The sequence below is a fragment of the Pseudohaemophilus paraphrohaemolyticus genome (assembly GCF_003253115.1).
Lineage (GTDB): Bacteria > Pseudomonadota > Gammaproteobacteria > Enterobacterales > Pasteurellaceae > Haemophilus_A > Haemophilus_A paraphrohaemolyticus_A.
The window spans coordinates 1-26,512 of the sequence record NZ_QEQF01000003.1; the positions used below are offsets into that span (position 1 = coordinate 1).

28 protein-coding genes, 5 tRNA genes and 1 pseudogene are annotated in these 26,512 nt (G+C 41.2%); 10 read left to right on the forward strand and 24 right to left on the reverse strand.

Annotated features, from left to right (window positions below):
* The first annotated feature begins 406 nt into the window (after window positions 1–406).
* The 8 genes from DPV92_RS04040 (at window position 407) to DPV92_RS04075 (ending at window position 8,727) form a co-directional block, all read left to right on the forward strand.
* On the forward strand, window positions 407–1,243 hold the full coding sequence (locus DPV92_RS04040; RefSeq protein ID WP_111353796.1) for a DUF5718 family protein: 837 nt from the start codon (window positions 407–409) through the stop codon (window positions 1,241–1,243).
* Between the two features lie 114 nt (window positions 1,244–1,357).
* Window positions 1,358–2,203: a DNA ligase gene (locus DPV92_RS04045; protein ID WP_111353797.1), complete on the forward strand. Its 846-nt coding sequence runs from the start codon at window positions 1,358–1,360 to the stop codon at window positions 2,201–2,203.
* 135 nt (window positions 2,204–2,338) lie between these two features.
* Window positions 2,339–3,613: an SLC13 family permease gene (locus tag DPV92_RS04050; RefSeq protein WP_111353798.1), complete on the forward strand. Its 1,275-nt coding sequence runs from the start codon at window positions 2,339–2,341 to the stop codon at window positions 3,611–3,613.
* A 187-nt stretch (window positions 3,614–3,800) separates the two neighbouring features.
* Entirely contained in the window at window positions 3,801–4,058 is a 258-nt protein-coding gene (locus DPV92_RS04055; protein ID WP_111353799.1) for an oxaloacetate decarboxylase subunit gamma, read from the forward strand.
* Window positions 4,059–4,079: 21 nt separating this feature from the next.
* A complete protein-coding gene (oadA, locus tag DPV92_RS04060) occupies window positions 4,080–5,897 on the forward strand; it encodes a sodium-extruding oxaloacetate decarboxylase subunit alpha (protein ID WP_111353800.1) in 1,818 nt (605 codons plus the stop codon).
* Window positions 5,898–6,010: 113 nt separating this feature from the next.
* The gene (locus DPV92_RS04065; protein WP_111353801.1) at window positions 6,011–7,318 is read left to right on the forward strand and encodes a sodium ion-translocating decarboxylase subunit beta; all 1,308 of its coding nucleotides are present in this window, start codon (window positions 6,011–6,013) and stop codon (window positions 7,316–7,318) included.
* 149 nt (window positions 7,319–7,467) lie between these two features.
* A complete protein-coding gene (locus DPV92_RS04070; RefSeq protein WP_111353802.1) occupies window positions 7,468–7,791 on the forward strand; it encodes a zinc ribbon domain-containing protein YjdM in 324 nt (107 codons plus the stop codon).
* A 93-nt stretch (window positions 7,792–7,884) separates the two neighbouring features.
* On the forward strand, window positions 7,885–8,727 hold the full coding sequence (locus DPV92_RS04075) for a patatin-like phospholipase family protein (RefSeq protein ID WP_111353803.1): 843 nt from the start codon (window positions 7,885–7,887) through the stop codon (window positions 8,725–8,727).
* 259 nt (window positions 8,728–8,986) lie between these two features.
* On the opposite strand, the gene DPV92_RS04085 is transcribed toward DPV92_RS04075, so the two are convergent.
* The 4 genes from DPV92_RS04085 to DPV92_RS04100 form a co-directional block, all read right to left on the reverse strand.
* Window positions 8,987–9,062: transfer RNA gene (locus tag DPV92_RS04085), tRNA-Val, on the reverse strand.
* Between the two features lie 38 nt (window positions 9,063–9,100).
* A tRNA-Val gene (locus DPV92_RS04090) sits at window positions 9,101–9,176 on the reverse strand.
* Window positions 9,177–9,230: 54 nt separating this feature from the next.
* A tRNA-Val gene (locus DPV92_RS04095) sits at window positions 9,231–9,306 on the reverse strand.
* 44 nt (window positions 9,307–9,350) lie between these two features.
* Window positions 9,351–9,426: transfer RNA gene (locus DPV92_RS04100), tRNA-Val, on the reverse strand.
* A gap of 187 nt (window positions 9,427–9,613) precedes the next feature.
* On the opposite strand from DPV92_RS04100, the gene gltX reads away from it, so the two are divergent.
* Both gltX and DPV92_RS04110 read left to right on the forward strand, forming a co-directional pair.
* Window positions 9,614–11,053, forward strand: a complete 1,440-nt coding sequence (gene gltX, locus DPV92_RS04105; protein ID WP_111353804.1) for a glutamate--tRNA ligase — start codon at window positions 9,614–9,616, stop codon at window positions 11,051–11,053.
* A 57-nt stretch (window positions 11,054–11,110) separates the two neighbouring features.
* Window positions 11,111–11,186: transfer RNA gene (locus DPV92_RS04110), tRNA-Ala, on the forward strand.
* 1,073 nt (window positions 11,187–12,259) lie between these two features.
* On the opposite strand, the gene DPV92_RS04115 is transcribed toward DPV92_RS04110, so the two are convergent.
* From DPV92_RS04115 to DPV92_RS04210, 20 genes and pseudogenes are all read right to left on the reverse strand, one after another.
* Window positions 12,260–14,011: a DNA primase family protein gene (locus DPV92_RS04115; RefSeq protein ID WP_111353805.1), complete on the reverse strand. Its 1,752-nt coding sequence runs from the start codon at window positions 14,009–14,011 to the stop codon at window positions 12,260–12,262.
* The gene (locus DPV92_RS04120; RefSeq protein WP_111353806.1) at window positions 14,011–14,262 is read right to left on the reverse strand and encodes a hypothetical protein; all 252 of its coding nucleotides are present in this window, start codon (window positions 14,260–14,262) and stop codon (window positions 14,011–14,013) included. Before DPV92_RS04120 ends, DPV92_RS04115 begins: the two co-directional genes overlap by 1 nt.
* 2 nt (window positions 14,263–14,264) lie before the next feature.
* Window positions 14,265–14,441, reverse strand: a complete 177-nt coding sequence (locus DPV92_RS09845; RefSeq protein WP_192574179.1) for a hypothetical protein — start codon at window positions 14,439–14,441, stop codon at window positions 14,265–14,267.
* A complete protein-coding gene (locus tag DPV92_RS04125; protein WP_111353807.1) occupies window positions 14,438–14,644 on the reverse strand; it encodes a hypothetical protein in 207 nt (68 codons plus the stop codon). The genes DPV92_RS09845 and DPV92_RS04125 overlap by 4 nt, the downstream gene beginning before the upstream one ends.
* Window positions 14,637–15,434 (reverse strand): ash family protein, encoded by a 798-nt coding sequence (locus DPV92_RS09995; protein WP_318655604.1) that lies wholly within the window; start codon window positions 15,432–15,434, stop codon window positions 14,637–14,639. The genes DPV92_RS04125 and DPV92_RS09995 overlap by 8 nt, the downstream gene beginning before the upstream one ends.
* Window positions 15,428–16,312, reverse strand: coding sequence for a hypothetical protein (locus DPV92_RS04135; RefSeq protein ID WP_111353808.1), 885 nt, complete (start codon window positions 16,310–16,312; stop codon window positions 15,428–15,430). The genes DPV92_RS09995 and DPV92_RS04135 overlap by 7 nt, the downstream gene beginning before the upstream one ends.
* Window positions 16,313–16,781: 469 nt before the next feature.
* On the reverse strand, window positions 16,782–17,207 hold the full coding sequence (locus tag DPV92_RS04140; protein ID WP_111353809.1) for an ArsR family transcriptional regulator: 426 nt from the start codon (window positions 17,205–17,207) through the stop codon (window positions 16,782–16,784).
* 202 nt (window positions 17,208–17,409) lie between these two features.
* Window positions 17,410–17,706, reverse strand: a complete 297-nt coding sequence (locus DPV92_RS04145; RefSeq protein WP_111353810.1) for a hypothetical protein — start codon at window positions 17,704–17,706, stop codon at window positions 17,410–17,412.
* Window positions 17,706–17,987 (reverse strand): hypothetical protein, encoded by a 282-nt coding sequence (locus DPV92_RS04150; RefSeq protein ID WP_078177633.1) that lies wholly within the window; start codon window positions 17,985–17,987, stop codon window positions 17,706–17,708. Before DPV92_RS04150 ends, DPV92_RS04145 begins: the two co-directional genes overlap by 1 nt.
* 3 nt (window positions 17,988–17,990) lie before the next feature.
* The gene (locus DPV92_RS04155) at window positions 17,991–18,395 is read right to left on the reverse strand and encodes a terminase small subunit (RefSeq protein ID WP_111353811.1); all 405 of its coding nucleotides are present in this window, start codon (window positions 18,393–18,395) and stop codon (window positions 17,991–17,993) included.
* Between the two features lie 18 nt (window positions 18,396–18,413).
* Window positions 18,414–18,680 (reverse strand): annotated as a pseudogene (locus DPV92_RS10055) (terminase); the annotation flags it as partial.
* Window positions 18,681–19,101: 421 nt separating this feature from the next.
* Window positions 19,102–19,611, reverse strand: a complete 510-nt coding sequence (locus tag DPV92_RS04165) for a hypothetical protein (protein ID WP_111353812.1) — start codon at window positions 19,609–19,611, stop codon at window positions 19,102–19,104.
* Between the two features lie 128 nt (window positions 19,612–19,739).
* Window positions 19,740–20,387 (reverse strand): Rha family transcriptional regulator, encoded by a 648-nt coding sequence (locus DPV92_RS04170; RefSeq protein WP_111353813.1) that lies wholly within the window; start codon window positions 20,385–20,387, stop codon window positions 19,740–19,742.
* Between the two features lie 4 nt (window positions 20,388–20,391).
* A complete protein-coding gene (locus DPV92_RS04175; RefSeq protein ID WP_111353814.1) occupies window positions 20,392–20,712 on the reverse strand; it encodes a hypothetical protein in 321 nt (106 codons plus the stop codon).
* Between the two features lie 11 nt (window positions 20,713–20,723).
* Complete coding sequence (locus DPV92_RS04180) at window positions 20,724–20,930, reverse strand: helix-turn-helix transcriptional regulator (protein ID WP_111353941.1); 207 nt, start codon at window positions 20,928–20,930, stop codon at window positions 20,724–20,726.
* A gap of 396 nt (window positions 20,931–21,326) precedes the next feature.
* Window positions 21,327–21,968: a hypothetical protein gene (locus tag DPV92_RS04185; protein ID WP_111353815.1), complete on the reverse strand. Its 642-nt coding sequence runs from the start codon at window positions 21,966–21,968 to the stop codon at window positions 21,327–21,329.
* A 624-nt stretch (window positions 21,969–22,592) separates the two neighbouring features.
* Entirely contained in the window at window positions 22,593–23,174 is a 582-nt protein-coding gene (locus DPV92_RS04195) for a Panacea domain-containing protein (RefSeq protein WP_111353817.1), read from the reverse strand.
* 906 nt (window positions 23,175–24,080) lie between these two features.
* Window positions 24,081–24,473 (reverse strand): helix-turn-helix domain-containing protein, encoded by a 393-nt coding sequence (locus DPV92_RS04200; protein ID WP_111353818.1) that lies wholly within the window; start codon window positions 24,471–24,473, stop codon window positions 24,081–24,083.
* Window positions 24,474–24,511: 38 nt separating this feature from the next.
* Complete coding sequence (locus DPV92_RS04205) at window positions 24,512–24,775, reverse strand: type II toxin-antitoxin system RelE family toxin (protein WP_111353819.1); 264 nt, start codon at window positions 24,773–24,775, stop codon at window positions 24,512–24,514.
* 332 nt (window positions 24,776–25,107) lie between these two features.
* Window positions 25,108–26,358 carry an integrase arm-type DNA-binding domain-containing protein gene (locus tag DPV92_RS04210; protein ID WP_111353820.1) on the reverse strand — a complete coding sequence of 417 codons (1,251 nt, stop codon included), beginning with the start codon at window positions 26,356–26,358 and terminating at the stop codon, window positions 25,108–25,110.
* Between the last annotated feature and the right edge of the window lie 154 nt (window positions 26,359–26,512).

Below are 26,512 nucleotides of genomic sequence, written 5' to 3' on the forward strand. Positions count from 1 at the left end.
ATTTAATTTAAAGGTAAAAATGAATTTCTAGTTAGCACTTTTATCAAGACTTCAAAATTAAAATATTTTAACTAAGTCAATCAACAAGTGCCCACACAGATTGTCTGATAAGTTGTTAAAGAACAAAAAGAAACGACGCACTGCATATCAATTTAAATCATTCACAACAGTGCGTCGTTGTGTGGGGTGCATTATAGAGAAAAATAAAACTCGTGCAAGCACTTTTTGCAAAAAATTTTAAAAAATTTACCGCTTGTTGAAGCTTTATGCGAAAAGTATAGATAAATACCATTTTTAGATAATTTTCTATACATTTTAGCAGAAGAATTTTCCAAATAATTGTAATTCGGGGTAAATCTCTTTAAAGTATCTTCACTCTCTAACTCTATTAAGGTACTTTTTATTTATGACATTTAAAGATTTCATCGGCTTTGGTGTAGCCGGCAATTTTGCGGGGCATTTAGAACAAGCGGGCGAAGCAGCGGATTTCATGGCAGTAAAAACCGAAGAGGCAATTCAACCAAAAGCCATTTTCCCATTCTATGTGCCAAGTGAAACGCTTGCACCAACTGAACAATTTCTTTCTACTTATCCTTTAACACACGACACTATCACATTCCCGAACGATGCAGACAATTTGCAAATTGAGCCCGAAGTCGCTTTAATCTGTAACATTGAATATCAAGATGGCAAAGTAGTTGCCTTGATTCCAACCCATTTTGCGGCTTATAACGACTGCTCAATCCGCCGTCCAAACGCACGCAAAATCTGTGAAAAGAAAAACTGGGGTGTAAATTCTAAAGGCATTTCTGCCACCCACATCGCTTTAGATAAATTCGAGCAAGGCGGAAACCTTGACCAATATAACATTGCTTGCTTCCACAAACGCGATGGCAAGCTCAACACTTATGGTGAAGACAGTCCAGCCGTCAGCTACAGCTACTTCCACCAAAAATTGTTGAACTGGATTATCGACAAAATGAACAACCAGCCTAATCAAGGCCCGATGAACCACATTGCGGAATTGATTAAACAAGCAAACTACCCTACTCAAACAATTATCAGCATCGGTGCAACGCGTTACACCCCCTTTGGTGAAACCAACTTCTTACAAGTGGGAGACACCAGCATCGTGGTAGTTTATAACGCCACAAAATATACTCACGAACAAATTGTTGAGATGGCAGAAAAAGAAGAGTTCGTGGAAGAAGGCATTTCCGCTCTTGTTCAAAAAGTGAAATAACCCACTGGCGGTCAAATTTCTGATTATTTTTGCGATCTCGCTCGAAAATTTCATAAAATTTTCTGTTCGCTATTTTCCTTTCTTTTATAGTGCTTCCATTTGGAGGCACTTTTTATGTTCAAACGGCTCATTTGGCAAATTCTTTTCCTTTCCTTACCGCTTGCACCCCTTGCGAAATCCTCTGATTTAATGCTCTTACAAGAATACAAAAATCAAGATATTTCAGGCTGGGTAATGAGCGAAAAATTTGATGGTGTGCGAGCCTATTGGGACGGCAAGCAATTAATCAGCCGCCAAGGCAATCCTTTCAACCCGCCCGATTATTTCCTGAAAAATTTTCCGCCTTTTGCGATTGATGGCGAACTTTTTAGCAAACGAGGCAAGTTTGAAGACATTTCTGGTACAGTTCGTTCCGCAGAACCCAAAGGCTGGTATAAGTTGAAGCTGCATGTTTTCGATGTGCCAAATGCAGCGGGAAACCTGTTTGAACGCTTGGCAACCTTAGAAAATTATCTGCAGGAACATCCAACGCCTTATATTCAGATTATTCCACAAATTCCCATTCAAGATCAGGCACATTTACAGCAATTCTACCAAGCGATTTTGAACCAAGGCGGTGAAGGCGTGGTGGTAAGAAATCCGAATGCACACTATATTCGCGGTCGTTCGGCTCAAATTCTGAAAATGAAACCTGCAACTGATGAAGAGTGCACTGTCGTTGCTCATCATCAAGGAAAAGGCAAACACGCCAATCGTCTTGGTGCCATTACCTGTGAAAATCATCGCGGACGTTTTCGAATTGGTTCTGGCTTTAAAAATAAAGAGCGAGAAAATCCACCAGCGATTGGGAGTCAAATCACTTACCGATATCATGGTTTAACACAACAAGGTAAGCCCCGTTTTGCTACTTACTTACGTGAGCGTAATGAAATCTTACGAAACACAGATCAAACCAGATAGGAAATAAACAAAAATAGTATTTATTTTAATCTATTTCGCTCCAAAATCTGCCTTTTATTGCGTTGGATCAATCCTATCCCACTTAAGTTAGGTATGATAGCAAACTAAATTTCAATCTTTCAGAGGAGCTTATCCATGACTCCAAGTGTAATTACACTCTGTTTTCTCGGCTTTGCCGTTTTGATGTTTGCACTCGAAAAACTACCGCTTGCTGTTACCGCAATGGTGGTAACCGTTGGTTTAGCCGTCACAGGCGTATTGCCTGCGAAAGAGGCATTTTTAGGTTTTGTCGATACCAACGTGATTTTATTCGTCGCAATGTTTGTGATCGGTGGTGCCTTGTTTGAAACAGGTATGGCGAACAAAATTGGTGGCGTAGTCAGCCGTTTTGCTAAAAGTGAACGCCAATTGATGGTTGTTCTAATGGTCATTACTGGCTTGATGTCTGGCGTATTGTCCAACACGGGCACGGCGGCCATTCTCATTCCTGTTATTCTCGGTATTTCTTCTAAATCGGGCTTTGCACGCTCACGTTTGCTGATGCCAATGGCATTTGCATCCACACTAGGAGGCAACCTTTCACTTATCGGCTCACCCAACAACTTGGTAGTGCAAGGTGTATTATCACAAACTGGTTTAAAATTCGCCTTCTTCGAATACGCAAAATTAGGTTTACCAATTTTAGTAGCGGGTATTCTCTACTTTGCTTTTATCGGCTATCGCTTCTTGCCTGCACAACCCAACGTTCACGTGGAAGAAGGGGAATACAATGCGTTCCATAATCACCACAACCCCATCCCACAATGGAAACAATATTTGTCATTATTAATACTTGTCGGTACGCTACTTGCGATGGTGTTTGAAGATGTGATCGGCATCAAACTCTATATTTCGGCTTGCATTGGTGCCTTGATTTTAGTGATTATGCGTGTCATTACCGAAAAACAAGCCTATCAAGCGATTGATAGCCAAGTAGTATTCTTATTTGCAGGAACGCTTGCCCTCGCAGATGCCTTACAACGCACTGGGGCTGGTGCTGACATCGCCCATTTGATTTTAGGTTTACTAGGCGATAATCCCAATCCATCCTTGTTACTGCTCACCATTTTATTATTAAGCTGCTTACTGACTAACTTTATGTCAAACACTGCAACAGCTGCTCTTCTTGCTCCAATTGGGCTTTCCATTGCAGGCTCGCTCGGTGCTGATCCTAGAGCAGTCTTGATGGCGGTAGTAATCGGTTCTTCCTGTGCCTTTGCCACTCCAATAGGCACGCCCGCAAACACGATGGTACTTTCTGTTGGTGACTATCGCTTTATTGATTACACCAAAGCAGGTTTACCGTTAATTGCAATTACGGTTATCATATCAATGATACTGCTCCCTATTTTCTTCCCATTCTTCCCATAACGGAATAATCGGTATCACAAGCGGTTATTTTTTGGAAACATTTGCAAATTTTCCGAAAAAATGAACCGCTTGATTTTTTGATTAAATTTTTTTGTGATCTACTCCACACTTTTCACTTCAACCCTTTGCACTCCAATTCATTCACGATTATTCTTCAATTATTCATCAATCACGATAAGGAAATACTATGACCAATGCAGAACTCTTTAGCGAAGGTGTCAATTTGATGATTTCTGGTATGGGATTTGTGATGCTCTTCTTATTCATCCTGATCTATGCCATCGCTTTGATGTCTAAGCTCATCAATCAATATTTTTCCAAACCTATCCCCGCTCCCGTAAGCAAACCTCAAGTGGCAACGCCACCTATTCAAGATGATCTCGAGCGTTTACGCCCTGTGATTGTTGCCACCATTGCACATCACAGAAGAAAACAAGGTTTATAAATTATCAGAAGGATTTGGATTATGACAACTCAACGAAAAAAAATTGCCATTACTGACGTGGTATTACGCGATGCCCACCAATCACTTTTTGCTACCCGTTTACGTTTAGATGATATGTTGCCGATTGCTGCTGAACTCGACAAAATCGGCTATTGGTCTTTAGAAGCATGGGGCGGCGCAACTTTTGATAGCTGCATTCGTTTTTTAGGCGAAGATCCGTGGGTGCGTTTGCGTGAATTGAAAAAAGCCATTCCAAACACCCCGCTACAAATGCTATTGCGTGGTCAAAACTTGTTAGGTTACCGCCACTATGCGGACGATGTGGTCGATAAATTCGTGGAGCATTCTGTAGCAAATGGTATGGACGTGTTCCGCGTGTTCGATGCGTTAAACGACCCACGCAATATGAAACAAGCCCTACAAGCGGTCAAAAAACAAGGTGCACACGCACAAGGCACCTTGAGCTACACCACCAGCCCTGTGCATACGCTGCAAACGTGGTTAGAGGTAACAGAACAACTGCTTGAAATCGGCATCGACTCGCTTGTCATCAAAGATATGTCAGGCATTCTTACCCCGATGGCAGCACAAGAATTAGTGAGTGCCATCAAAAAACAATTCGATGTAGAGCTTCACTTACACTGCCACTCTACCACAGGGATGGCGGAAATGGCATTGCTGAAAGCGATTGAAGCAGGCGTGGATGGCGTAGATACCTCGATTTCTTCAATGTCTGGCACTTACGGACACCCTGCAACAGAATCTATCGTTGCCACCCTTCAGGGCACACCATACGACACAGGTTTGAACATTCCTGCATTAGAAAAAATCTCCGCTTACTTCCGCAATGTGCGTAAAAAATATGCGAAATTTGAAGGACAACTCCGTGGTATTGACAGCCGTATTTTAGTGGCACAAGTGCCAGGCGGAATGCTCACCAACCTCGAAAACCAACTCCGCCAACAAAACGCCTCTGATAAACTCGATCTTGTGTTGCAAGAAATTCCACGCGTGCGTGAAGAGTTAGGCTACATTCCGTTAGTAACACCAACCTCACAAATTGTTGGTACTCAATCGGTAATGAACGTGTTGATGGGCGAACGCTACAAAACCATCGCCAAAGAAACTGCCGGCATCTTAAAAGGCGAATACGGCAAAACTCCAGCCCCAGTGAATGCGGTATTACAAGCCCGTGTGTTAGAAGGTGCTGCACCATTAACCGACCGCCCAGCGGATCATATTGCCCCAGAATGGGATAAATTAGTCGCCGAAGTAACCGCACAAGCCAAAGAAAAAGGTATCACTCTTTCAGGCAACGTAGTAGACGATGTGTTAATTGTGGCACTCTTCCAACAAGTGGGCTGGAAATTCTTGGAAAACCGCAATAACCCAGCTGCCTTTGAGCCTGCACCAACAGGTCAAGAAGTTGTAAAATCTACGGAAAAACCAACCGCTTCTCAAGCCCCAGCAGCGAAAGCAGACGAACCAGCGGTTTATACTGTGGAACTCGAAGGCAAATCCTTTGTGGTAAAAGTAAGCGAAGGTGGCGATATTACTCATATCACACCGACTGCAACACCAGCAGCTGCACCACAAGCGGTACAATCTGCACCAAATTCTGCAAATGCTGAACCTGTGAAAGCCCCAATGGCGGGAACCATCTTAAAGGTAGAAGTGGCAGAAGGTCAGCAAGTGGCTGAAGGCGATGTGTTGCTCATTCTTGAAGCAATGAAAATGGAAACCCAAATTTGTGCAGCGAAAGCGGGCAGAGTGCAAGATATTAGCATCAAACAAGGCGACGCTGTAGCAGTTGAACAAGTGATGATGAGAATTGCTTAATATTATTGTAGGGGCGTGTTGCACACGCCCTGATATTTCGAATAATGTGAAAGGGCGTGTGCAACACGCCCCTACATAGAAAGCACATATTGCGACAAGAAAAAGGACAAAATATGGACAGCATTATTGCACTTTTCCAAGGTATGGGCATTATGAATATGGAGTGGGGGCAAGCGGTGATGATTATCGTCAGCCTTGTGCTACTCTGGTTGGCGATTGCCCGTGGCTTTGAGCCACTTCTGCTCTTACCGATTGGTTTTGGGGGATTACTCTCGAACATTCCTGAAGCGGGAATGGCGATGACAGCTCTTGATAATCTTTTACACCACGGTACACCTGAACAATTGGCAATTATTGCCGCCAAAGTAAACAGCCCAAGCATCGACGTTCACAGCTTAAAAGAAGCGATTGCTTTAGCGTTGCCGTCTGTGCAAAACGAACTAGAAGTCATCGCAGGCGATATGGGCTATACCGCAGGCGTGTTGGCGTTATTCTATAAAGTGGCAATTGGTTATGGCGTAGCACCATTGGTGATCTTTATGGGCGTAGGCGCAATGACTGACTTTGGTCCGCTACTTTCTAACCCGAAAACTTTGCTTTTAGGGGCTGCAGCACAATTTGGGATCTTCGCCACCGTACTAGGTGCATTAGCCCTTAACTGGATTGGCGTGATTGATTTCACTCTACCACAAGCAGCAGCGATCGGCATTATCGGTGGGGCGGACGGCCCAACTGCGATTTACTTAGCAAGTAAACTCGCCCCTGAATTACTGGGTGCGATTGCGGTAGCCGCTTACTCTTATATGGCGTTAGTACCGCTTATTCAGCCGCCAATTATGAAAGCCTTAACAACCGATGCAGATCGCCGTATTCGTATGGTGCAAGGTCGCCAAGTCAGCAATCGTGAGAAAATCCTCTTCCCAATCGTGTTGTTGGTGTTAGTAGCACTCTTATTGCCCGATGCCGCACCATTGCTTGGTATGTTCTGTTTCGGTAACTTAATGCGTGTAAGTGGCGTGGTGGAACGCTTAAACGACACCGCTCAAAATGCGTTAATCAACATCGTAACCATCTTCTTAGGCTTATCTGTAGGGGCAAAATTAGTAGCGGATAAATTCCTCCAACCGCAAACCCTCGGCATTTTGGTGCTTGGCGTGATTGCCTTTGGCATCGGTACAGCAAGCGGTGTATTAATGGCGAAATTGATGAACAAATTCACCAAAGATAAAATCAATCCACTTATCGGATCCGCAGGCGTTTCTGCCGTGCCAATGGCAGCACGTGTGTCGAATAAAGTTGGCCAAGAATACGACAAACAAAACTTCCTCCTTATGCATGCAATGGGACCAAACGTAGCAGGCGTTATCGGCTCAGCCATTGCTGCTGGGGTAATGTTGAAATATATTTCAGCGATGATGTAATTAGTTGTAGGGTGGGCTTTTAGCCCACCATTCTATAACGCTCTGAACTAATTATTGGTGGGCTAAAAGCCCGCTTACGACATAAGAGAGCTATATTATTAGACGATTTCGTTATAGAATACCAACTTTTACAATATTAAGGACTAAAAATGACATTCCCAGCTTGCTTAAAATGTAACGGCGAGAATACCTACCACGATTCGATCCAATTCGTTTGCCCAGATTGTGCTTATGAATGGACAGGCGAAGAAGTGGCTGAAGACGATGAAGATCAATTGATCGTCAAAGACAGCAACGGCAATTTATTAGCTGATGGCGATGATGTGTTATTGATTAAAGATTTAAAACTCAAAGGCTCATCAGAAGTGTTGAAAAAAGGCACAAAATTCAAAAATATTCGTTTAGTAAACGGCGACCACAACGTAGATTGTGGCAAAATTATGCTGAAATCGGAGTTTTTGAAAAAAGCGTAGTCTTTGATATACAGATGCTAACGGCGGACTTTAGTCCGCCATTTTTTTATAAGCAAACATAACTATTTCAAATAATCATTATAAGGGAAGCAGATGAAAATTGGCTTAGTACTCGAAGGTGGTGCGATGCGAGGTATGTACACCGCAGGCGTGCTTGATACTTTTTTAGATAAAGATTTTTGGGTGGATGGCGTTATCTCAGTTTCAGCAGGGGCATTGTTCGGCGTAAATTACCCCTCTAAACAAAAAGGCCGTGCTATTCGCTACAACAAAAAATTTATGCCAGATGCCAGATATATCAGCCTAAAAAACCTAATTAAAACGGGTAATATTATCAGTAAAGAGTTTGCCTTTTACGAAGTGCCATTTAAACAAGATGTTTTTGATAATGCAACTTTCCAACAAACACAGATGGATTTCTACGCCACTATTACCAATCTGAATACAGCTCAGGCAGAATATGTCAAACTGACTGATCCACTGGCTCAAATGGAAGTGCTGAGAGCCACTTCCGCAATGCCTTATGTCTCAACGCCTGTCGAAATCAATGGTGTACCTTATCTTGACGGTGCAATTGCCGACTCCATCCCACTTGAGCAAATGAAAAAAATGGGCTACGACAAAATCATCGTGGTGCTTACTCGCACGCTTAATTACCGAAAATCCAAGCCTAATCCGCTACTTGCCAAACTTTGGTATCGTAAATATCCCAAATTTGCGGACGCAGTAAACAACCGCTATGCGATGTATAACGAGCAAGTCGAAAATGTGATTGAACAAGCCGAAAAAGGCGAGATTTTTGTGATCCGCCCTTCTGTTGATTTAAACATAAAACGAGTTGAAAAAGCTCCGAATAAACTCCAAGCCATGTATGATTTGGGCGTCAGTGATATGCAACGAGAATGGGAAAATTTGCAGGTGTTTTTGGAGAAATAAAAAGTTACAAGCGGTTGAGTTCTAAAAATATTTGCAAGAATATTAGTTAAAAGTTCAAAAATGAATTTTATCTTCGTTTGCATGATTGGTTTAAAAAACATGAAACTTTTTTAAAAGAACGGAGTGATAAAGCGAATGAAAAGGGCTATTTTACTTATGAGCACAGGAATGTAAGAAGTGCTTATGCAAGTTTGAAGTATTATATGAATTATTTATTCACCTTTGAAAGGTATACTGAAATAAATATCTAAAATAAGACTGGTGGGCGATACCGGTCTCGAACCAGTGACCCCCTCCTTGTAAGGGAGGTGCTCTCCCAACTGAGCTAATCGCCCGAAACTGAAGTTTCGACTAGTTTAAACACTAAAATAAGTGGTGGGCGATACCGGTCTCGAACCAGTGACCCCCTCCTTGTAAGGGAGGTGCTCTCCCAACTGAGCTAATCGCCCACTTAAGATAAGCATTTAAACTAATGGGAATTTGAAAATGAATACACGTTGAAGTGGTGGGCGATACCGGTCTCGAACCAGTGACCCCCTCCTTGTAAGGGAGGTGCTCTCCCAACTGAGCTAATCGCCCATTTTCAAATATATTAGATTGTAACAACGGACCACAAAAGAAAGTGGTGGGCGATACCGGTCTCGAACCAGTGACCCCCTCCTTGTAAGGGAGGTGCTCTCCCAACTGAGCTAATCGCCCGTTGTTGTGTCGTGCATTATAGGGATTTTTCATCGCCCGTCAAACGGATTTTCTCTTTTTATAGTTTATTTGCCGATTTTTTATGCCAATTTGGCATTTTTTCGGATTATTTGCCTTTAACCCATCTCTTAACAATAGTAGAATAGATAAATCTTTTCTTAAATATATCAATTGAATAGGCAATAAAATGAACATTGAAACCCTTTTTCCTTTAGATCCAAACGTAAAAGTTCGCACCCGTTTTGCCCCAAGCCCAACAGGTTATTTACACGTTGGTGGTGCGCGTACGGCACTTTATTCTTGGTTATACGCTAAACATTTCAATGGCGAATTTGTATTACGCATTGAAGATACTGACTTAGAACGCTCAACCCCAGAAGCTACCCAAGCAATCCTTGAAGGTATGGAGTGGCTTAACCTTTCTTGGGAACACGGCCCTTACTTCCAAACAAAACGTTTTGACCGCTACAATCAAGTAATCGACCAAATGATCGAACAAGGTTTAGCATACCGCTGCTACTGCACCAAAGAACGTTTAGAAGAGCTGCGCCACACACAAGAACAAAACAAAGAAAAACCACGGTACGACCGCCATTGTTTACACGATCATAGCCATTCAGTTGATGAGCCACACGTTGTGCGCTTCAAAAACCCAACCGAAGGTTCTGTGGTATTCGATGATGCTGTACGTGGTCGCATTGAAATTAGCAATAGCGAATTAGACGACTTAATTATTCGTCGTACCGATGGTTCTCCAACCTACAACTTCTGCGTGGTAGTGGACGACTGGGATATGGGCATCACGCACGTTGTTCGTGGTGAAGATCACATCAACAACACCCCTCGTCAAATCAATATCTTAAAGGCATTGGGTGCCCCCATTCCGACTTATGCACACGTTTCAATGATTAACGGCGACGACGGTCAAAAACTCTCAAAACGCCACGGTGCAGTAAGCGTAATGCAATACCGTGATGACGGCTACTTACCAGAAGCCCTCATTAATTACCTCGTGCGTTTAGGTTGGGGACACGGCGATCAAGAGATCTTCACCCGTGAAGAGATGATCGAATTATTCGACATTCACTCGGTCAGCAAATCGGCAAGTGCGTTCAACACTGAAAAATTACAATGGTTGAACCAACACTATATGCGTAGCCTACCTGCGGAACACGTTGCAAAATACCTTGAATGGCATATGGCAGATCAAGGTATCAACACCACAAATGGACCAGCTTTAACAGAAATCATTCCTGTGTTAAGTGAACGCGCAAAAACCTTAAAAGAATTAGCTACTGCAAGCCGTTATTTCTATGAAGAGTTTGAAACTTACGATGAAAAAGCTGCAGCGAAAAACTTCAAACCTGAAACGGTTGTACCACTTTCAAAACTATTGGAAAAATTGACCGCTCTAACCGATTGGACAGTTGAAGTAATCCACGATGCAATGAACCAAACTGCCACTGAATTAGAAATCGGTATGGGCAAAGTGGGGATGCCATTCCGTTTAGCCGTAACGGGTTCAGGTCAATCGCCATCTATGGACATCACAGCAAAATTAGTCGGTCGTGAACGCACTCTTGCACGTGTACAAAAAGCAATCGACTTTATTCAAAAACAAGCATAATTTTAAGAATTACGCTTGACAGAATTTGTGGTGGAATTTATTATTTCAACCACTTACGGGGATATAGCTCAGTTGGGAGAGCGCTTGAATGGCATTCAAGAGGTCGTCGGTTCGATCCCGATTATCTCCACCAAATTCAATACCTAAGCGGTTCAAAATGAACCTATAAAGCCTTGAACCACAACGGTTTAAGGCTTTTTTATTGTCCTATTTCACCCTGCCCCTGTCCGATAATCGGGATCGAGCCGACGACCCATTTTTAGTAGGAGCATTTTTTATAGTGTAAGAATGAGCCTACTAAACTTCCGACTAAAAATCTAGGCTTTGGCATATTCATTTAGGTTTGATTAGGTTAATAAAAAAGCCTCAAACCGTTGTGGTTCAAGGCTTTATAGGTTCGTTTTGAACCGCTTAGGTATCTGTTTTGGTGGGCTGGGGTCAGCTGAATTGATAGACTTAAAGCCTTGTGTTGCAACACTTCTTTAAAATTGAAAAATCGTGCGTATAACTAAACGTATAACTAAAATCAAAAGTCATCATTAAAAACGGCTATTTTTTAACAACTGGCAAGCGGTCAGATTTTGCATAGTTCAGCAAAAAAACATCTACCAGAAAATGTTACGCTCCTGATTTTTCAGGAATGCCCAAAGTTAGAGAGTGTTAAACGTTGCCTTGGTAGTGAGCATAGAAATGCGTTGGCGGTGTATTCTGTCAGTATTTAAGGATTATTTAATAACTGCTTCTCGGTTTTTTTTGTTGCTTCATTAAAAAAACATCTACCAGAAAAAATGATGCACTCCTTAATTTTCAGGAATCGGAAAATGATGCTTTAGTTCATCTGGTAGTTTCAACATCTTTCAATCTGCTGAATTGTCAGCGGATTAAATCAAACCAATCTATACCCATCTTCTCTTAGCCGCCAAAACTTCATTATTCACACAACAACACTTCATTTTGAACGAAAAAATCTGTGAAAAAATAGAAATAAAATAAAAAAAGTTTCTGAAAATTAGTCACTTTTGTCACTTATTTTTAGACTAGAACGTTGCTATTACTAGCTTTATTAGCAAGTGAGTAAGCAAGTGACTAAAGTGATTCAGTGGCTAAAACAGTGATTAAAAGTGACTAAAAAAGCCCTGCCGACATTGGCAAGGCTTTTAAGGCTGATTACTCTATGAAGTGTTTTTGATTTAATTTCACTTCATTTTATCCATTTTCCCATTGGGTTATGGTTTTGTGGTAGTCTTTCCAGAATACATTTAAAACACTGTAACCATCTTTGGCTACCGTGATGATTTGCTTTTTCTCCCCACTCTCTTTGAGTGCATCAGGAAAGGCATTTTTGAATGTGGCAAGGTTGATCGGTTTTTGATTCAGGCATTCGCAATAAAGCAAATACGCTCTGTAAAGTGCCTGTTGCTCGCTTTTCTTCGTACGTGTGCTACCCCATATCATTACGGGCGTTTTGTTAGTGTCGATATAAAACGCCCCCGCAAACGCTGTAAGGTGGTTCGCCTCTCGCTTAACCTCTACGCCCTCATCGGTTGCCATAAACTCAATCAGTGTGTTTTTCGCCTGTTCTGGCGTGAATTGATTGAGTAGCTTTCTCACTATGCCATAGATTTCTTTTTGCACCTTTTCCGTGAAGTTTGGGTCACGCTTAGCAACGGGAACGGCTCTATTAAAATGATAGGTAATCCGTCTGCCACTATGCCCGCCATTGCGGTCGGTAAAGCTAATCGGGTGGTTGGTTGAATACACAAAAACAAATTGCGGTCGGTATTCGATTTCATCACGGTAAAGATTCCTTACTGCTATCAATCCACCCCCTGTGGCATTCTTTAAGCCGTCAGCCGTACCTATATAGGGTTTTTGGTCTGGGCTTAATATCAGCGTCTTACCAACGGTTTTAGCTAGTCTTATTGGGTCATCAAATCCCGCAATATCTAAAACTGCAGTATTTTCCCGCCCGTTTAATATGGTAGCTATTTCTTCAAAGACTGACTTGCCCGCCCGTGCTACGCCTGTAACCTCAAGATAGTACTGCCATTTGTGCTGATTCGTAAGTACCATATATAAGCCCGCCAGAAATGCCCGCTTTTTGAGTTCGTTACCATTGGCAGAATATTCTAACCAATCATCAAAAAAAGGCGTTTCCGTGCTTTCTAGATTGATTTCATAGTGTTCTATTCCTCTTAAATAGTCATCGGGTCTATGCTCCCTAAATTCGCCCGTGAGCTTATTCAGTACGCCATTGTTAAAGCCTATCAAGGCATTGTTTACTTCTGGCAAGCGATCAGATTTTAATTTTACCAAGTCAGCGATATTGGTTATTTTGGTGCTTGTGTAATCTGCGTTTAAGTTGTCTAGAAATTTCAATATTTGGCTTTTTAAATCCTCATCTTCTAGCCGTTCCCAATAAATGCCCGTAAATTCAAAACATCTTCCCGTTAATCGGTCATAGGCTAGCGGTCTATGATGATAAGCGATAAAGGCTTTCATTATTTCTTTTTGGGTCGGTTTTTCAGAAAGTATCACGCTGTCTGTATCCGTCATCGGTTCTTTTCCACTCTCTGCCTCTGCCCGCAATCTTGATAGATATTCGCTCGCATTCTCTACCATTTGGCAAGCCTCATCATAGAAAGCAACGTTACAAGCGGTGGAATATTTGGCAAGGTTTGCAATGATGGCGGATTTCTCCGCCTCTTTGAGTTGGCCAGATTGGTAAATGCTTACCGTGCCAATATCTACCGCAATTTTAAGCCCGCCCGCTTTCAGCTCTTGCAACTGCTCGCCCCCTAAAATGATAGGCTGATAATCGCTTTCGGCTCTCGTCCATTCTTTCACAGCTTGCCATCGGGTTTTATTCCAGGCATCAGCCCCCGCAATAATTTGAACCTCGTAGGCTTTGCCTGTTGGTTGCTTATTCGCAAAAGGTGCATTTTTGAGTTTTGCCATCACGATACCCCTCCCACCAATACTAAGCCATATTTTAACGTTTTAACGGCTAATTTATCCATCTGGTAACGGATATGCTTTTTCGATATGCTTAGCTCTTCAGATACTAAGCTCATCATCTCTTCTTTTGTGAGCGTTTTGCCCTTGCCGTTGGTGGCTATACCGCAACCGCTTACTGCAATTTCTAGCAAGGTTTCCGCATTCTCTAACCGCTTGTAGATAGCGGTAAGAGGTTTAATTAAAGCATTCATCTCTAAACCTCCTCCAACTCTTCCAATCCGCTGAACATCAAGGACTTAATGCCTAATAATGCAGTGAATGCATTGCTTAATTCATTGGCTTGAGATTCGGCAATGATAACGGCCTCTAGTAAGCAATATACCTGCCATAGTGTCGCTTTTGCTTCTGCTAAGTTATCGTTTTTCATCATTTCGCCCCTTGCCCTTGCATTCTTGCTTGTAATTCTTGTAGTTTTTCGTAACCGTCAGAGAGTAGTAGAGATATTCCGCTTAATGCTGTGGCGTGACTTTCATCGTATCTATTCGCGTGTTCGATTAGCTCGCCTAATAAATGATAAGCCGTGTTTAATCTGAATAGTGGTTCGTCAAAATCTAGGTAATGTACGTTACGCATAGATCCCCCCTAAATCGCTCATAGAACGGGTTAAGTTAAGGGTATAGGATTGGTTGCCTGTGTAGGCTTTGAGTGTGTAAGGGTTCATTTTGATAGATTCCTTTGTGATATTTTCAGAATCTACCGCTAGACTTTCCACGGTTTGGCGGTAGAACGTAACGGGGTGGAAAACTGCCCACAAAGGATAGCAGCCAATCAATAAAGATTGCCCGCTACGCTCTACCATTGAGAGAAATACCGCCAGGCGGTTTTCTTTAGGTGTGCGAATACTACAAACAAAAAAAGCACGGTTATTTTTGGGCGTGCTAGTGTTCGCCTCTGTGGTGTTCAGCTTTCCACGGCTGGCGGTAGATTTTGCTACCACGTTCGCCATACTACGCCCATTTTTAACCGCTTGCAATCTGTTCATTTTTTCAGGGTTAAGGGTGTAGGATTGGTTGCCTATGTAGGCGTTGAGTGTGTAAGGGTTCATTTTGAAGGTTTCCGTAAGTTTGTGATTAAAACTTATCGCTTGAACCTTTGAAAGGTGCGATAAGGGTTCAACTACTGCCTTCAAACAGTCCGCATTATTCGCACGGTTGCCCGTCTTATTTCTGCGTGTCGCCCTTACCGCCAATTCGATAGATAAACGGATAAAGCCCAGTAAGCCAGATCCATTTGTGAAAGGAATTTTGGGTAAAAAAATACCGCTTGTGTAACGGTTGCGGTTACCGTTGAAGGTTGTAGTGTTCGCCATACTACGCCCATTTTTAACCGCTTGCAATCTGTTCATTTTTTCAGGGGTTAGCATAATTTGCCTCCCTCTAAAATCACATAAAACGGTGCAAAGAACGCACGAGCTTGTTGCTCGCTTTCTGCCTGTTTGCGTAAGGTGTAAGTTGGTAATTCGGTAATCGCTTTGCGGGTGTTGCAAAGGTCTCTTCTTGCAATGCCTTTGAATAGAAAGGTGTAAAGCATAGAAATGCCCTCTAGTAGTTTAGTTAGTAAAAGGACTTGTAACACGCTTTTGAAAAGGTGTAACAAGGGGTCAACTCTAGCTACTAGACTAGCCGTGTTATTCGTGCTTAAAGCCTTATTTCCACGTGTCGCCCTTGTTACCAATTTGAGAGAATGGATCACGCCCATAGTGTCAGCGTGCCATTGTTTGAAATGGTAAACTTTAGGTAAAAAAATACCGCTTGAATTTCGGTAGCGGATTCCGCTAGTAGCTTTAGTAGTAAGTTCATCATAAACCACACCAGCAACTTCGTCAATAGATTTGCGGGTATTGCTTAAATCTCTTCTTGCAATGCCTTTGAATAGATAGGTGTAAAGCATAGAAATGCCCTCTTTTCGTTTAGTTAGTAAGGCTTGTAACACGCTTTTGAATAGAATTCTGTAAAGGTGTAACAAGGGTTCAACTACCGCGAAAAGACGGCTCGGGTTATTCGTGCTTAAAGCCTTATTTCCCCGTATCGCCCTTGTTACCAATTTGAGAGAATGGATCACGCCTGTAGTAAAGCCGTGCCATTGTTTGAAATGGTAAAATTCAGATAAAAAAATACCGCTTGTATAAGGACTGCGGTTGCCCCTTTTCGTTGTAGTAAATTCAGAATAAACCACGCTTGCAACTTTGCATAGTGATTTATATTCATTTGAAATAGATTGATTATGAAATAGGTTCATCATAAAATAACCTCGTTAATTTGTTTAAATTAGCCTTATGTGTGAGTTTGGAAGTTCAGCCCGTACCGTTTTTTGGTACGGGTTTTTTATTGCCTGTGATTATTGGGTAAATCTCCCAATTAAATTGGGATTCCCTCGCGCGCACGCGTACTGGTCAAAAAACTCTACAAAATTGGGGTCTCCTAAATTTTAGGCAGCCCCGATTTTTCGGGTCAGTGTGCTTTTGGGGTAATTTCGATTTTTTGATGGCTACCTAGTAGCCCAGTCAGCCCATTTTTACCTCTTTAATTGGGCTACTAGGTAGCCACCTATATATATATATATGCCATAGGCATATTATTTTTATCTTGTTTTTTATCTGTGTGTTTATGCCAAAAATAGAGATGTTTTATGTGGGCGGTTTAATTTTGGGCAAAAACCACCAGTACCAAAATTTAGTCGCTCAAATTGAGCCACTAAAATTTGAGTGGTGTTAGCTAGTATCTTTCCATTTATCACTGGGTTCTCTCGTTGCTTTGAGGAAAATACCTTCCTTGTTTACTTCGTTGAGTGGAAAGCACGTTAAAGCATACAGTGAACATTGATTCTTTCCGCCAACTCGTGTCACTTCCAGAAAATGATGCTCGTTCAACTCTTCAATTGCTTTCTGTAAGCTTCTTTTTGAAAGGTTAAACTCTTCCTTTGCCCGATTGAGTGGTGCAGAGAGATCGCCATTATTCAAACGGTTGTATTTGCCTAGTAAGTGGAAGAATACCGATTTAGCGGCTAAGCTCAGATTTTTGAATTGCTCACTGTTGATTAAATCGTGTCGTAACGGTGTAAACGTGCTACGGCTTAAAGCTTGCTTTAACTTACCTACATCTTCCGCTCTGCCTTTGCTTTTCGCATAACTTGCCATAATGTACCTAGTGAGTTTAGTGCCCACCACGTGGGCATTTGTTTAAATCGTTGCATATTGCTGAATGCGTTGTTTTGTAATACCTATAATTAGTTGTCTGGAACAGTCTTTTTATTGCCTAAATTGGGCAATTCGTACATTTCATACGATTAAATTCGTATATTTCATACGATAACGCCCCAATTATTCCGCCAGTCAGAAATCAGTTTTTAAACATTAAAATCGTTTCGGCTATCGCTTTGATAAAGTCAGGCACTAACCACAAAAACAAGGCAGTAGCTATTCCAATTCCACAAGCGATAAAGAAGAATTTAATGCCCATAGATATTTCTAAACCTGCTTTGTCAGCCCCTTGTTCGCTCATATTTCCCACGATACTTAAATTTGAATATAGATTACTGATAAATTTCTCTATGCTATAATTCGGTTCATCTGGTATCAAAAGCCTTGATTGCTCCCGCTTACTCTCTTGCAGTCTAGGCTTTTTCTTTTTGCTCATCACCCACCCCGTTGTTTCTGTAACGCCTGCAGTCTTTGCAAAGTCAATTCCTCACTTCTGATTAAGCTCTGAATGTATTCAGGCTCTTTCAGGTTTTTCGCATCTGCCTTGAGTTCGTCCACGAAAAACAATTGAGCGATAATCAATTCATTCAGCGGGTAAGGCTCTTCATCATTCCATAAGCTCATAAACGTAAATACATCAGCCCGCTTGTCGTGTAAGTAGTGTTTGATTGCTTGCCGTCTGATTAAGTGATTTGTTTTAGCTCTAATACATTGCATTTTTTAAACCTCGCCAGGCTGTGCGAACAATTCCGCAAGCGTTGGTAATTCTTTTTCTATTTGAATTCTTACGGGCTCTGGTTTATCTAGCCCCAATAGCTTCGCTTTGCCCATTATTGCCGCAATCATTGCGTTAGCGTTGCCGTTAGTTTTGGCAAGCTGTAAAGCTTCTTCTAATTGGTCTACGAGGTTGTCTACTGTAATTTTGTGTCTCTCCTGATGTTCTTTTTGCATCTCTTCAATCCTTGCCGTAATCTTGCCGTTACTTATTAACTCGTTGGCTTTACGGTGTATAGTTTCCGCTTTCATCTTGCCAGCATCGTAGGCTATGCGATAAGCCTCTGATGCATTGCCTGTCTCTATGTAGGCTTTTACAAAATGCTCCTGTTTTAGTGTTAACTCCGCCATTGTTTACCCTTATTGGCTCTTTTCTGCCATCAAGTCCGTTCTGTACGCTCTTCTCCGATATTTCGGCAAGGATTGCCCACGTTCTCGCATAGCTCTTTTTTCTTGCTCAATAAGTACAACGGTTCGATAGTCATTCAGCAGTTCACTAGCTCGTGCCCGCAACGTGTGTGGGTTCATTTTGCCCGCTCTCTCTTTGCCTAGTACTTCAACTAAAGCCAGCTTTGCAATGCCTTTTCGTGCGTAAGCCTTCGCAAATTGTGCTCGTATTTCTTGCCAGCCTTTCATTCGCTTTTCAGTGAATAACAAATCTACCTTTTCACGGTTCGCCCTTGTCATCATTTCAAGCGTGATTTCTGTACCTGTGCGATGTTCTACAAAAGGGTTCACACCATCGCCATATTGTGAATGCTCATAGAAATAGCTAACTGATTGCTCTAGCTCGTCATCAATTAAAAGCGGGGTTGAAGTCATCTGTTGGTGGTAAGCGATGATGGCCAAAGATTCCTTGAAGTAATTCGCCCCTGCCATCTCGATAATAATTTCATTCCCTAGCTCTAACACTAGAACGCCTAAATAAAAGTCTTTGCCATTGTTGGCCACTTCTTTCTGCAGTCTGATATACGGGAAATCTAGGCAACTCAATGTAGCTCTGATTGGTGCTTTCATCAGTTCGCCTATGCCTTGTGGAGATAGGTCATATTTGATTTTATTTGTTATTTTGCTTTACCTCATCTTTAACAAATCGCTCTCTATAACATTTCGTAGCCGTGCCATCTTCTACCGCTTTCACGTGCTTAGCGGTAGCTCTGAAATTGCCTGTGAGGTAGTTTTTAACCGCTTTGAAGTTTGCTAGAACGGTTTTTTGTTCAGCCGTTAAGGTTTGATAGCCCACCAACTGAACCAGTTGAGCAAGTAGCAAACCGCCATCATCTAGCATTTGAGCGACTTTCTCGCATTCTTTCGCTAAATGGTGCTTGTGATGGTAGCAGTCAGGGAAATTCAGCTTACAGTGTTCAATGCTTGCGTTGGTTTGGTCGAACATTCGACTAATTTGTGCCACTGCTAAAAATCGTTGCTCATTCGCTTTCTGAGCGTTTTTCTCGCTTGCCTTAGCGTTTGCCTTGCCTTTCGGTTTTGGCGTGCTTTCTGTGCGTTTTTGTGCTTGCATTTGTGCCTTTAACGCTTTTAATTGTGTGATAGGGTTGTTTCGGGTCATTGTTTAGTTTCCTTTGTGATTGTCGTTTTATACAATTTCGATTGTCGTTTTGTACAATCTGGATTGTCGTTTCATTTGCGTTCCCCTGTTTTGGGGGAGTTAAATCCCCTGTTTTTGGGGATCAGCGTTTAGTTTCCTTTGCGTTCAAAATGTAATGCCGTTTCTAGTAATCGGGTTTTTCGGTCGGTGTAATTCATTCCCAATTTGATGAATACTGCGTTTTCTATCGTCAGTAGTTCAACTAGTTGCAACTGTTTAGCATTCAAGCATTCGCGGATTTCTACATCATTCGGGTAAAGGTTATCAGCAAGCCATTTCTTGCGGGTTGCTCCTAGTGCAACGATATAAACCAGATTGTTCTCTCGGCTGTAAGCAAAGTGCTCCCCATCAAATCGCATCTGTATCGCATCGTTTAAAATGTGTTGGTTCGTGCTTAGGTGTTCCCGCTTGCTTATCCAATCACGCATTTCATTGAATTGTTTAATGTATGCCTCTTTGAATGCGGCCGCTTTCTTGCCTCTAAAGCCCATAACCAAAAATGTAAAGCCGTCTTGCGTCATATTGAATTTTGGCTGTCTTTTATTCTGCTCATTGAGGTAATAGGACGCCTGAAAATTCAGGAGTCGGAATTCATCAGAACAATCAAGATTTTTTACAGTCTGAATAATGTTATCGTGTCGTTTTCCAAAAACTTCTGCGACTTTCAGCGTGTCAGTCATTGCTGTGGTTTCTTCGTGAAAGAGTTTGGGAAATACTGTAGTGGTTGGTGTTGTCATTGTGTTAGCCCTCGAAATGTTTCCAATAGTGATAAATTTCTGATCCTGTAAGCGGTGGTAATTTGCATCTTTCCCGCTCTGTATTGAGGATTTTTACAACCTTCAAAGCATTTTGGCGGTTTGCGATTTGATAGATTGTAAAATAGCCCCCTCGATTGCCTTTCTCGTCAGATTTCAGAATATTCACGCCCTCGTGTATAAAGTGATTGACTTCATTACGTCCGCAATTAAGAAAGTATTTAAAATCAATCTCCCGCCCGCTTATGCCTTGTGGGTGTTCAAGTAATGCAATAGCAACGGATGCCCTACGTGTTGGAAATGCCATTGTTTAATCCTCTATGCTTTGCGATTGCTTGCTAGGCGTTGGATAAAAGCGTTAATCTCGCTTTCTAGGTATCCAACTGCATTTGTGCCGAGAGGGATTTTTTTCGGGAAATCGGGACGATAGCGGGCAGATTTCGGATTCTGCCAATCTGCTAAAGTGGTTCGCCCAATGCCTAGCATTTTCAAAGCCTCATTACGTCTAACAATGCGATCTGCCATTACTTGAGCCGTTGGCGGTGTAGTGGTTGTGATTGTGGTTGCTGTTACTGTTGTCATTTACGCACCTCAAAAGTTATGTTTTGTTATGGTTAAAAAGGAAGTAGAAAGCCGTTTTAGGTTGCCTTCGGTTTCGGTGGGTATTGTGATTTGTAAATGCGGTAGGTTTTGGGAAGTTGCCAAAGGTTTTTGGGAAGGTGTTTTAAAAAAAGGTAGATTCTAGTAATACCAACGGTTTAACGCTATTTCATTTCCGAAAATATAGCGTGTTTTAGTGGTTTTTATATCTCTTTATATCTCTTTGTAGCTCTTTATATCTCTTTGTAGCTCTTTGCAGTTTAGTTCTTTGTAGTTCTTTGTAGTTCTTTGTAGTTTATTGAGGCAATAAAAAAGGCGTTATTAAACGCCTTTGTAAAATTTACTGATTTCAGTTAATCGACTGCGGTATGTTTCAGGACTTTTAGCGGTTAAAGCCTCTATCTCAATTTCTTTTGCTAATACCCCCAATAATTCTGATAGTTGCAAATTATTGGGAAATCCGCTTGCTTTCAAATATTTACCAGATTTAGCTCTTGCTAATTCCTCCGCTAAAATTGCGATCATTTGCAGGTGTGTAGTTCGCTCTGTGGGGTTGTATTTAGGCTGTTCTTGCTGCTCTATTTCTTTTTGCTCTTCTTCGTTTATCTCTTGAATGGAATTTAATATTTCTTTCAGTACTTCAATGTATAAGCCGCATTTTTTCGCCTTTTTGTCAGATCTAAATCTCCCATTATTTATAATAAAATTCAGCATTTCTTTAACGCTGTATATATCATAAGCATCAAGAGAATATTTTAAATATGGTGGGTCTACCAGTTCAAAAGCAAATTTTTTTGTATTTTCCTTTTGTAAATAATGGTTAATACGTGTTAATAAATATAAACCGCTTTCATTGATAGATATACTTTGTTCATTCGTTATTTTTTGAATTAAATCAAATAATGAAATAAATTCTTTTTCTACCCATTTTTTAAATGTGTCTTGTTCTTCTTGTACATTCATCACGCCCCCTATGCGTTCGCCCCTATCTGTGTGAAAGGCGTGTAGAAAGGATAAATAGGGGTTATCCCTTTCGATGCGGTAGCTACTCCGCCATCTATCTACACTTATTCGGTTAAAGATTTTCTCTTGTTTGTGTTTGTTCGTATTTGTTTATAAAAACTGGATTAGCAATAAAAAAGAGTTTCCAGGGCGGTATTTAAGACTTTTTCTCTGAACTTTTTACCTACCTCCGTACAATGAAAACGATGTGGATTAAACGAAAGACTAAAAAGAAAAAACCGTAGAATAGTTTGATGCGTAATTCCTAGTATTTAACTCGCACCCGCTTACGCCCGAAACGTTCCCAAACTCATTCTACAGTTAATTCATTCTAGCGTTTCTATTCTCGCTTGCTTGTAAACGATATAGCTTCTGTGTTTTATAAATTCGTGTTCACCTTGCTCAATATAACAAGCGTTATCGTGTGGTTTATCTGGCTTTACGCTTGAGCAGTTAACAAGCAAAATTGCATTTTCTTGATTTAGTTCCCCATCAAAACACGGATCTGTAAGTAGAAAAAATAAATGCTTGAGGTCGTCATTATCCCCTGTGAAAGTAGGTAGCAATAGCGTGATTTTTCGCATACTAAAGCCCCGCAAATAAGCGGTCTATTTCCTCTTGCTCTTTGTGCTCTTGCAATATCTCCGCTATGTGTGCCTTGCTTTTGCCTAAGTGTGCTAACAAATCGGGTAACTTGATCTTCTTGCTACTGCCTTTCGGGTCTTGCCATTCTGGTACGTGTCTTTTGTTGTGCGTATATTCCACTAACTCGAACGTTTTAAAATGCCCAAAATCAGCAAAAACTCTATTTAAAATTTGCTCATCATTAAGAGATAAACAATCCCAAAAATATTCGTCATTTTCGTCAATTTCTTTTGCTAGGCTTACACAATAATTTGCATCGTCTTTGATCCAATTATCCCACACGGTCGCACTCCCGCTTAATTGTGGTAGCGTTTCCCCGTGAATAAGGTTCAATGTTTTAGAAAGTACGGGGCCATAAGGCAAAGAGTAATACTCATCGCCAGTAATTGATTTGTCGTATTCTTTCCAACTCAAACGGTCAGCAAGGTAAAGCAATTTCATCAATTTTAAATGCTCCATTGTTCCCCCCGCTTTATGCAATAAATAAGCGGACGCTTGAGCAGTTTTTAATTCGTTGAACATTGTTCCCCTCTTTTGCTTTTTTGGTTCTCTAAGGTTCGATTAGGTTTATTTTACTGATTTTTTAAACAGTTTCAAGCGGTCGGATTTGGCGGATTTTTTGTAAGGTTGAAAATTTTAACTTTGCGGTTGGTTCATATTGTTCCTATATTTTCTGAAAAATTGTCGTGCGTAAAAAATTGATTGGGCGGGCGGTTCTTTAGGCTTGCTACTTTCTTTTAAAAACTCCCCCCACCTTGTGTGTGAGAGGGTATCAGGAAATGGCTGATACCCCACTAAAAACAGTTATTTTGGCTTGAATGATGATGATTTTGCAAGGTTTTAATGGATGTGAGTGGGTGTGCCCAGTTTTGGGCATACCCCACTAAAAAGCGGTTATTTTGGCTTGAATGATGATGATGCCCTAGAGGTCAAAAAACTGCGGTTTACCGCGCGTACCTTACCCCGTGGCAAGGCATAGCCCTCTGGGAGTACCTTTTACATCTGTTGGATTCGTTCAACATCTATCAACATCTATTAACCTACTGAATTTTCAGGTGGTTGCGGGGTATGCACCAACGGTGTATACCAATCCGCACAAATTTGTGCTGATTAAAACCTCCCGAATTTTCGGGAGATTAAGATTGAAATCTCCCCATTTTTGGGGGGATTAAAATAGATAAAAATGTAAGGTTTTGGCAGGTTTATACCTTAAGTTTTACTAAGTCGGCAAAGATTGTAGATTTATTGGATTTCTTCCGATAATTACCCTTTGGGGGGAAGCTAGATTTCCCTTTTTGGGTAATAAGGACCGTAAAAGTACCGTTCATAACTGCGATCACACTCTTTATGTGATAAACATCACACTCTTTATGTGATTGGTTGGGGTAATAAAAAAGGGTACGCCCATTTCTGGTAGTACCCTAAAAATTAAATAGAAAGTTGTTCAGGTAAGCAGTTATAGATTTTTGCTAGTTTTTCCCGTGTTTTCTTCTGTGGCTTGCTCTCTTTTCGTTCAGCCTGTGAAATAGCGGATTGTGTCAGCCCCGCCATCTCCGCTACTTCTTGTTGCGATAAATTACGGTAGATTCTCCACGCCCCTAAGCTGTTTACATTTTTTTCCGCCATAATCCATACCACTTCGTTAGGAATGGTTACATCATCAAATTCATCTTTTTCTACTGGGATTTCCTCCCAATCCTCTTCGTTGTCATCATCGTAAGGGATTGCGTTGACTAGGAGAGATTCATACTCCGCAATAGGCAAAATAATAAACTCTGGCTTGCCTTGCTTGTTGTTAATGTATTTATGGGTTAAGTTCATTTTGTTTTCTCCATAAGCGGGGAATAAATCCCCACGTTTTAGTTATAAGTTCGTTCACTGCGTTTCATCACTGCTTTGATCTCTATCACAACGGGAACGCCATCAATTACATCAAAAAGCACTCGATAATTTCCAACTCTTAACCTATACCCGCTTTTTGTGCCTTTGAGTTTTTTCAGGTCTAACACAACATCAGGAAAGTTTGCTAACTCTTCCGTCTTCTCTTTGATCATAGCGTGGTAACGTGAATCTATTTTCAATAGGTTCTTAGCCGCTTTTGTCGTCCAGATAACCGTATTCATTTTTGTAAATACCTTATATTTTTGAATGCCTTTATTATACTTTCTAATATTTATCTAATCAATAAAATATTAAATAATTATTAGATTTTTTTCTATTGGAAGTGAAGATAAAAGTTGAAATAGTCACTTTTAGTCACTTATTTTACCCCCTTAATCACTTTAGTCACTTGTCAGTCACTTGCCTTTAAACCGTTGGTATATCTATATTTCTTTCCAAAATAAGTGACAAAAGTGACTAATTTTCAAAAAGTTTCGTTGAGTTTTTGGGAATAAGAAAAATATAAGAAAAAAAGCCTAGTAAAAACTAGGCTCTGAATTAGAAAGTGTGGAATTTATGCGGCAAGCTGTAAATGATATTTAGGCAACGCTCCTTGTGAACATTGCTCAATAAAATCGCCCCACGCTTGCAACAATTTAAAACGCTGCTCTAAGCGTTCGCCCCTATCGTAAGCTGCTTTGATGCGGTCGCTATTCATATGCGATAAAGCAACCTCTATCAGGTCGCTATTAAAGCCTTGCTCATTCAAATAGGTGCTTGCAATGCTACGCAAACCGTGTGCTACTAGCTTTCCTTTGTAGCCCATACGTTTTATCGCCCCATTCGCTGTCTGTGTGTTTACGTGGGTTTGTGGGTTCTTCACGCTAGGGAATAGATAAACTTTACCACCACTCAATTTCTTAATCTCTCGCAATAATGCCATCGCCTGCCGTGATAGGGTAATTTTATGTTCACGCCCCCGCTCATCTTGTTTAATGCCTTTCTGAATGTAAACCGTCCATATTCTCGAACGCTCATCAATATCTTCATATTTGGCGGTAGCTGCCTCATTTGGACGGGTCATTGTCAGTAATTGCCATAGAATTAAATAGCGGGTCTGTAAATGAATTTGAGCATTGTTCAGCGTGTAGATAAATTCGCCTAAATCTTCAGGCTTAATCGTTTTAAAGTGTTCTACGGTTGGACTATCAAACTCTTTTGAAATGTTGGCAGTAGGATTGAACGGGATTAGTTCACGATGTAATGCGTAAGTCATTATCTCATTATGCTTTTGAATCGTCCGCTTTAACTTCTCTAGTTTTCCCTCATCTTGATATTGCTTGAACGCTTTTAACGCCATCGGTGCAGTAATCTGTGAAATTGGCAAGTGTCCAAAATGTGGCAAGAGGTTTCTTCTTATTAGGCTTTCAACATCTTTCTGATAGCCCTCTGAAAAGTTACGTTTACTTTTGCGATACTCAAACCACGCCCACGCTACCGCCTCGTAAGTGTTCAATAGTTCCGCCTGTTGTGCCTGCTGCTGTTGTTCTCGATGGTCTTGTGGGTCGATATTCTGAGAAAGCAACAAGCTGAAATCATCTCTCATCTTCCTTGCTTGTTGCAAAGAAGTATCAGGATAAACGCCTAAGCTAATTAAAGCCCTTTTTCTAGTGAAAGGCTTGTAATAATTGAACCTCCATAGCTTTGAGCCGCTAGGTTTAATCAACAAGTAAAGCCCTTTTCCGTCCGACAAGGTAAATTCTTTATCTTGTGGTTTAGCCCGTTCTATTTCGGTGTTCGTGAGTGGTTTAGTTATACGTGCCATTTTTTAGTTATACGGTTTATACAGTTTAAGAAAACGCCCTAAGCCTTGATATTAAAGGCTCTAGCAAAGTTTTAGTTATACGGCTATTGCGATAACCTCATCAGTATAACTAAACGTATAACTAAAACTCAAGGATTTGGTAGGCTCTAATAGG

Bases quoted from the DNA above. Each gene is read 5' to 3' on its own strand.
- DPV92_RS04040 (WP_111353796.1), top strand. From the start codon at position 407: ATGACATTTAAAGATTTCATCGGCTTTGGTGTAGCCGGCAATTTTGCG.
- DPV92_RS04045 (WP_111353797.1), top strand. From the start codon at position 1,358: ATGTTCAAACGGCTCATTTGGCAAATTCTTTTCCTTTCCTTACCGCTT.
- DPV92_RS04050 (WP_111353798.1), top strand. From the start codon at position 2,339: ATGACTCCAAGTGTAATTACACTCTGTTTTCTCGGCTTTGCCGTTTTG.
- DPV92_RS04055 (WP_111353799.1), top strand. From the start codon at position 3,801: ATGACCAATGCAGAACTCTTTAGCGAAGGTGTCAATTTGATGATTTCT.
- oadA (WP_111353800.1), top strand. From the start codon at position 4,080: ATGACAACTCAACGAAAAAAAATTGCCATTACTGACGTGGTATTACGC.
- DPV92_RS04065 (WP_111353801.1), top strand. From the start codon at position 6,011: ATGGACAGCATTATTGCACTTTTCCAAGGTATGGGCATTATGAATATG.
- DPV92_RS04070 (WP_111353802.1), top strand. From the start codon at position 7,468: ATGACATTCCCAGCTTGCTTAAAATGTAACGGCGAGAATACCTACCAC.
- DPV92_RS04075 (WP_111353803.1), top strand. From the start codon at position 7,885: ATGAAAATTGGCTTAGTACTCGAAGGTGGTGCGATGCGAGGTATGTAC.
- gltX (WP_111353804.1), top strand. From the start codon at position 9,614: ATGAACATTGAAACCCTTTTTCCTTTAGATCCAAACGTAAAAGTTCGC.
- DPV92_RS04115 (WP_111353805.1), bottom strand. From the start codon at position 14,011: ATGGCAAAACTCAAAAATGCACCTTTTGCGAATAAGCAACCAACAGGC.
- DPV92_RS04120 (WP_111353806.1), bottom strand. From the start codon at position 14,262: ATGAATGCTTTAATTAAACCTCTTACCGCTATCTACAAGCGGTTAGAG.
- DPV92_RS09845 (WP_192574179.1), bottom strand. From the start codon at position 14,441: ATGATGAAAAACGATAACTTAGCAGAAGCAAAAGCGACACTATGGCAG.
- DPV92_RS04125 (WP_111353807.1), bottom strand. From the start codon at position 14,644: ATGCGTAACGTACATTACCTAGATTTTGACGAACCACTATTCAGATTA.
- DPV92_RS09995 (WP_318655604.1), bottom strand. From the start codon at position 15,434: ATGCTAACCCCTGAAAAAATGAACAGATTGCAAGCGGTTAAAAATGGG.
- DPV92_RS04135 (WP_111353808.1), bottom strand. From the start codon at position 16,312: ATGATGAACCTATTTCATAATCAATCTATTTCAAATGAATATAAATCA.
- DPV92_RS04140 (WP_111353809.1), bottom strand. From the start codon at position 17,207: ATGGCAAGTTATGCGAAAAGCAAAGGCAGAGCGGAAGATGTAGGTAAG.
- DPV92_RS04145 (WP_111353810.1), bottom strand. From the start codon at position 17,706: ATGAGCAAAAAGAAAAAGCCTAGACTGCAAGAGAGTAAGCGGGAGCAA.
- DPV92_RS04150 (WP_078177633.1), bottom strand. From the start codon at position 17,987: ATGCAATGTATTAGAGCTAAAACAAATCACTTAATCAGACGGCAAGCA.
- DPV92_RS04155 (WP_111353811.1), bottom strand. From the start codon at position 18,395: ATGGCGGAGTTAACACTAAAACAGGAGCATTTTGTAAAAGCCTACATA.
- DPV92_RS04165 (WP_111353812.1), bottom strand. From the start codon at position 19,611: ATGACCCGAAACAACCCTATCACACAATTAAAAGCGTTAAAGGCACAA.
- DPV92_RS04170 (WP_111353813.1), bottom strand. From the start codon at position 20,387: ATGACAACACCAACCACTACAGTATTTCCCAAACTCTTTCACGAAGAA.
- DPV92_RS04175 (WP_111353814.1), bottom strand. From the start codon at position 20,712: ATGGCATTTCCAACACGTAGGGCATCCGTTGCTATTGCATTACTTGAA.
- DPV92_RS04180 (WP_111353941.1), bottom strand. From the start codon at position 20,930: ATGGCAGATCGCATTGTTAGACGTAATGAGGCTTTGAAAATGCTAGGC.
- DPV92_RS04185 (WP_111353815.1), bottom strand. From the start codon at position 21,968: ATGAATGTACAAGAAGAACAAGACACATTTAAAAAATGGGTAGAAAAA.
- DPV92_RS04195 (WP_111353817.1), bottom strand. From the start codon at position 23,174: ATGTTCAACGAATTAAAAACTGCTCAAGCGTCCGCTTATTTATTGCAT.
- DPV92_RS04200 (WP_111353818.1), bottom strand. From the start codon at position 24,473: ATGAACTTAACCCATAAATACATTAACAACAAGCAAGGCAAGCCAGAG.
- DPV92_RS04205 (WP_111353819.1), bottom strand. From the start codon at position 24,775: ATGAATACGGTTATCTGGACGACAAAAGCGGCTAAGAACCTATTGAAA.
- DPV92_RS04210 (WP_111353820.1), bottom strand. From the start codon at position 26,358: ATGGCACGTATAACTAAACCACTCACGAACACCGAAATAGAACGGGCT.